The organism is Streptomyces sp. NPDC040545 (assembly GCF_055595065.1).
The window spans coordinates 1-5,480 of sequence record NZ_JBVIWA010000049.1 but is presented as its reverse complement, the minus strand read 5'-3'; the positions used below and the strand labels follow the sequence as shown (position 1 = coordinate 5,480).

The following is a 5,480-nucleotide window of genomic DNA, read 5'->3' as shown; positions in this document are numbered from 1 at the left end:
CCCGTGAGGGCGTCACCCTGGACGAGCTGGACGGTCTGACGGTGACGGGCGAGGACTGGTGGTTCAACGTCCGCGCCTCCAACACCGAGCCCCTGCTGCGCCTGAACGTGGAGGCCCGTGACGAGGCCACCCTGGCCAGGATCCGCGACGAGGCCCTGGCCCTCATCCGCGCCTGAGGCGCTGCGGCACTCGGGAGCCCGGCTCCGCCCAATCAAGCCCCGCCGGCGTTTGAGGCGCGGGGTCCGGGCGGAGCCCGGTGCCCGGCGAAGCCGGGTTCCGCCCGGACCCCTCAGGCTGACCGCCGTCCGGGCTCCCGCACCGCACAGGTATACGCATACGCGTACGCCGCCGACATCAGCGTCATGTGATGGTGCCAGCCCGGAAAGGACCGCCCCTCGAAGTCGAGGAGCCCGAACTCGTCGGTCAGTGAGCCGAGCACCGCGATGGACCCGGCCGACCGCTGCACCAGGTGCAGCAGGTCGTCCATCCGGTGGCGGTTCATATTGGTGAGCCAGACGGGCCCACCGCCCCGCCGGCCCGGCGGCCGTTCGCCGAACAGCCGGTAGATCTGCTGCGCCCCCCGCCCCGCCGATTCCCCCTCCGGCACCCGGACCAGCGCCGAGTGGATGCGCTGTCGCCGCGCACGCGCGTCGGGTCCGACGCGCGGCGCGGTGTACGGGTGGCTGGTGTTGCCCAGCCGGGCGAAGTCTCCCGCGGTGGTCCCGCCGCGCCCGGGCGTGCGCGCGGGATCGACGCCGTGCGTCAGGGCGGCGGCGCGGACCGTGAGGGTAGGCGGTACGGACACCAGGAAGTCGTACCCGCGGCGGCCGAGCACGCCGATCAGCGCGCCCGCGGCGCCGCCGAGGCGGCTCAGGTCGGCGACCACGGGCGGATGCGCCGACGAGGTACGCGCGGCGATCGAGTCGACGAGCTCCAGTACGAGCGCCTCCGGGGCCTGGTGGACGGCCTCGGGAGAAATGCGTGCCCGACGGCGCAGGACGGGATCCGCCACCCAGGCCTGCGGAAGTGCCAGCCGCCAGTCGACGGGCACGCTCATGCCGTCCAGGGACAGGAAGAGGCAGTAGCCCAACTGGCAGTTGACGATGCGTCCGGCGACGGGGTCGAAGCGGCGGTGCACGCCGACCGAGTGCTCACCGCGTTTGGGGAAGCACACCTGCCCGATGGTCCAGGCCCGCACGGGGTGCCGTTCCTCCACCCACCGGAGCAGTTCGGTGCGGGCCGGATTCCAGTCCCAGGGGCTCGCGTTGATGAACTGCTGCAGGGACTGGGAGGCGGTGGGCGACTCGGTGACGGACGCCGCGAGCCTGCGTACGGACTTCTTCCCCGGAGTGGTGAGCAGCCCCTGCAGGTAGACCCGGGCCCAGCGCCGCTGGTCGGCCCTCGGTAAGTGACCGAAGAGGCGTTCCGTGAAGTCGGCCAGGGCGGTGTCACCGGCAGTCAGGGCTCTGGTCCTCGTCCGTGTCGTCATCTGTTTCCCCCTCCACTGCGGACGTCGGCGTGCGCCGTCGGTAGTAGTCATAGAATACAGAACGTTCGTTTTTTTTCTAGCGAACCCATGGCGCCCCGCCCACGACTTCGGCACGTTGGATCCGGAGACCTGCGGCGCCCGTGCCGCAGCCGTGCCGGGCCGTCCTCCGGGAGGCGGGGCATGGGCGCTTCTTCGTCAAGTCGGCGTTGTCGGCGGTCGGTACCGGGGCGACGCTGGAGGTGGCCATCTCCGTGCGGTGCCGCGGGGCGCGATGGCGAGTGAGGAACGACCTGGATGGCAGTGATAGTGCAGTGGTGAAGCAAGAGCGCGGCGTACGTACCCGTAATCATCTGATCTCGGTGGCTGCCGCTGAATTCGACCGCAACGGGTACGACGGGACCTCGCTTTCCCGGCTGAGCCGTTCCGCCGGAATTTCGATCGGTGCGCTCACCTTTCACTTCGCGGCGAAAGGGGAGTTGGCATCCGCCGTCGAGGATTCGGGGCGCGCGGCCACCCGCAGGGTGGTCGAGGGGGTGACGGCCCGTGGCGGTCCGGCGCTGGACACCGTGTCCGCGCTCGTCCTCGCTCTCGGCCGGCTGATCGAGACGGACGCGGCCGTGCGCGCCGCGGCGCGGCTGACCCAGGAACGGGCGGGTGCCGGCCCCGATTGGTGCGGCTGCTGGCTCCCTGATGTCAAGGAGCTGCTCGAACAGGCCGCCGAGCAGGGCCAGCTGGACCCCGAGGTCGACCCGTGCCCGGTCACCCTGCTGACGGCGCATCTGGTGGGCGGTGTCGTCACCCGGGTACGCCGGGGCCGGGGTGAACTTCCTGGCGCGGTGACCGGTGAGCTCAGGGAACTGTGGCGGCTCATCCGCCGGGGCATCGCTGCCCCGACGGACCCGGAAATGCCCAAGTAGGAAGAAAAGCACGGCAATTCAAGCCGGTGGAGCCCGGTGCGCCCTAGCGTCGGTGGCATGAATTCCACACCTCACCGGATAACCAAAGCAGTGATCCCCGCCGCGGGACTCGGCACGCGTTTCCTCCCGCTGACCAAGGCCACCCCGAAGGAAATGCTTCCGGTGGTCGACAAGCCGGCCATCCAGTACGTGGTGGAAGAGGCCGTGGCGGCGGGGATGTCCGACATCCTCATGGTCACCGGACGCAACAAGCGCCCGCTGGAGGACCACTTCGACCGCAACTACGAGCTGGAGGAGGCCCTCCAGCGCCGGGGTGATCAGGACAAACTCAGGAGTGTCTGCGCCTCCACCGAACTCGCCGACATCCACTATGTGCGCCAGCGGGACCCCAAGGGCCTCGGGCATGCCGTCCTGTGCGCCGCGCCCCACGTCGGCCGGGAGCCCTTCGCCGTCCTCCTGGCCGACGACCTGATCGACCCGCGCGACCCCCTGCTCGCCCGGATGGCCGAGGTGCGGAAACGGCTCGGCGGCAGTGTCGTGGCCCTCATGGAGGTGGACCCGCAGGCCATCCACCAGTACGGATGCGCCGCGGTGGAGCGGCCGGCGGGCGGTGACGGCGTACGCATCACGGAGCTGGTGGAGAAGCCGGAGCCCGGTACCGCGCCCAGCAACCTGGCCATCATCGGCCGCTATCTCCTCGACCCCGAGATCTTCGAGGTCCTGCGCAACACCGATCCGGGACGGGGCGGCGAGATCCAGCTCACGGACGCGCTGCGCACGCTGGTCCAGGCCGGACGGCCCGTGCACGGCGTCGTCTTCTCCGGCAGGCGCTACGACACCGGGGACCGCGCCGAGTACCTGCGCGCGACGGTCAGGCTCGCTTGCGAGCGCGCGGACCTCGGCCCCGAATTCCTCGCCTGGCTAAGGGAGTTCGTGAGGTCGGAGGAGCTCGTGGGGGTCTGAGCGCCGCTCGGTGGGCGACCGCGGAAGTTCCCCGGTCGCCCACCCCACCTGGCACTCCTTCGTCAACTTGCCCAGATCTCAGCGGGGTTAGGCCTCGCGATTGGTTACCGAACGGTAATTACGTAATTTCTTTCCCCGGGGCCGCCCGACCGAACGGAGCGGCGCCCGAAGCACCGAGTGCACTGAAGGAGGTGAACTTCATGGACAAGCCGAACCCGCGGTACGCGACGCCAACCCCCGACGCCGCGTCCGAGGTACCGGTCGGCGCACTGCTCGCCGCGGACTCCCCTCGCACCGTCCAGGTGGACGAGAGCCATGCACAGGCCCTCGCGCAATCCGGCCGGACGCTGCCACCGCTGCTCGTGCACCGCCCGACCATGCGGATCATCGACGGCACGCACCGGTTGCGGGCCGCCGTACTGCGCGGGCAGGCCACGGTGGGAGTGACGTACTTCGACGGCAGCGCCGATGACGCGTTCGTGCTCTCGGTCGAGGCCAACATCAGTCACGGGCTCCCGCTGACCCACGCGGAACGGACCGCCGCGGCGCTACGGATTCTGCGGTCCCACCCGGACTGGTCCGACCGTGGTATCGCGCGGCGGACCGGGCTGGCGGGCAAGACCGTCGGGGCACTACGACGCCGCGGGACACCGGGGCCCGCCCCACCGGGCCGCGTCGGCCAGGACGGCCGCGTCCGGCCGGCCGACCCGGTCCGCGGCCGGGAGGCCGCGGCCCGGCTGCTGGCCGGCCGTCCCACCGCGTCGCTGCGGCAGATCGCGCGGGAGGCGGGCATCGCGCCCTCGACCGTGCGGGACGTACGGCGCCGGATCGGAGCGGGCGCGGACCCCGTACCGGCCGCCCAGCGGCGCTCCGGCAACACCCCGGTCCCCGCACCGCCTCCGATCCCCGCCCGGGTCCGGGGGCAGCCACTGCCCGTACTGGTCACCAGCCTGTGCAAGGACCCCCTGCTCAGGCTGAGCGATGCGGGCAGGCTCTTGCTCCGCATGCTCGACCTCCAGGTGAGCGGACTGCGCCAGTGGGAGCGGATCGTCGCCGCGATACCCCCGTACCGCGTGGAGACGGCGGCCGCCGCGGCCGCCCAGTGCGCACGGGACTGGCAGGAACTGTCCGAAGAACTCCGGCGCCGGGCCTCGGAGCACACCCCTGCCTGAGCCGGCTTGCCCGGCGTGTACCGGCCTTCGTGCCCGAAGGCCTCAGTTGTGATCGAAAGGATGTATGGCGATGTCGGTTGTCGAGGGAGCGCGTGTTGACGCGGGTTCAGGGGAGGGGGGAGGAGCCGAGGGGCCCGTTCGTCTGGATGGGCGTTTGCGGTTGGTGCTGGTGGTGCTGCTGGTGGCGCAGTTCATGCTGGCGGTTGATTTCTCGATTCTGAATGTGGCGTTGCCGGTGATCGGTGACGGGCTCGGTTTCTCGTTGTCGAATCTGCAGTGGATCGCGACGTCGTTCGCGTTGTGTGCTGCTGGTTTCACTCTGCTGTTCGGCAGGGTGGCGGATCTGTTCGGGCGGCGCCGGCTGTTCCTGGTCGGGTTGGCGGTGCTGGGTCTGTCGTCGTTGGCGGGTGGTCTGGCGAACAGTCCGGAGATGCTGCTGGTGGCGCGTGTGTTCCAGGGTCTGGCGACGGCCGCGGTGACTCCGGCGGGTCTGTCGTTGTTGACGACTTCGTTCCCGGAGGGGCCGTTGCGTCAGAAGGCGCTGGGTCTGAATGGTGCGTTGATGTCGGCGGGGTTCACGACGGGCGCGATCCTGGGCGGTGTCCTGACGGATCTGCTGTCCTGGCGGTGGGCGTTCTTCATCAATGTGCCGGTGGCTCTGGCGGTGTTGTTCATCGCTCCTGCGGTGATCAAGGAGTCGCGTCCGTCGGTGCGTCCGAAGCTGGACCTGCCGGGCGCGACGGCGGTGACGCTGGGTCTGCTCGCGCTGATCTACGGGTTGACGCAGGCCGGTGAGCACGGCTGGGGCTCGGGCAGTGCGCTGACGTGGCTGGCGGCGGGTGTCGTCCTGCTGGTGGTGTTCTATGCGGTCGAGTCGAAGAGTGCCGCTCCGTTGGTGCCGGTGTCGGTGCTGAAGAAGAAGACGGTGGCGTGGGGCAA

Annotated in this window: 5 protein-coding genes and 1 pseudogene; 5 read left to right on the top strand and 1 reads right to left on the bottom strand. The window is 70.4% G+C overall.

Annotated elements, in window-relative coordinates; all coding sequences use genetic code 11:
* Positions 1-176: pseudogene (manB, locus tag ACZ573_RS38255) on the top strand (phosphomannomutase/phosphoglucomutase); the annotation flags it as partial.
* Between the two features lie 113 nt (positions 177-289).
* Here the strand turns inward: manB and ACZ573_RS38250 are convergent.
* On the bottom strand, positions 290-1,489 hold the full coding sequence (locus ACZ573_RS38250; RefSeq protein ID WP_471313538.1) for an IS701 family transposase: 1,200 nt from the start codon (positions 1,487-1,489) through the stop codon (positions 290-292).
* A 278-nt stretch (positions 1,490-1,767) separates the two neighbouring features.
* Here ACZ573_RS38250 and ACZ573_RS38245 point away from each other — a divergent pair, with 278 nt between their 5' ends.
* The 4 genes from ACZ573_RS38245 to ACZ573_RS38230 form a co-directional block, all read left to right on the top strand.
* Positions 1,768-2,406, top strand: a complete 639-nt coding sequence (locus tag ACZ573_RS38245; protein WP_471313535.1) for a TetR family transcriptional regulator — start codon at positions 1,768-1,770, stop codon at positions 2,404-2,406.
* Positions 2,407-2,463: 57 nt separating this feature from the next.
* Entirely contained in the window at positions 2,464-3,369 is a 906-nt protein-coding gene (gene galU / locus ACZ573_RS38240; RefSeq protein ID WP_471313531.1) for a UTP--glucose-1-phosphate uridylyltransferase GalU, read from the top strand.
* Positions 3,370-3,569: 200 nt separating this feature from the next.
* Positions 3,570-4,541 carry a ParB/RepB/Spo0J family partition protein gene (locus ACZ573_RS38235; RefSeq protein ID WP_471313528.1) on the top strand — a complete coding sequence of 324 codons (972 nt, stop codon included), beginning with the start codon at positions 3,570-3,572 and terminating at the stop codon, positions 4,539-4,541.
* A gap of 70 nt (positions 4,542-4,611) precedes the next feature.
* The coding region (locus tag ACZ573_RS38230; protein ID WP_471313524.1) for an MFS transporter at positions 4,612-5,480 on the top strand (869 nt) is incomplete at its 3' end.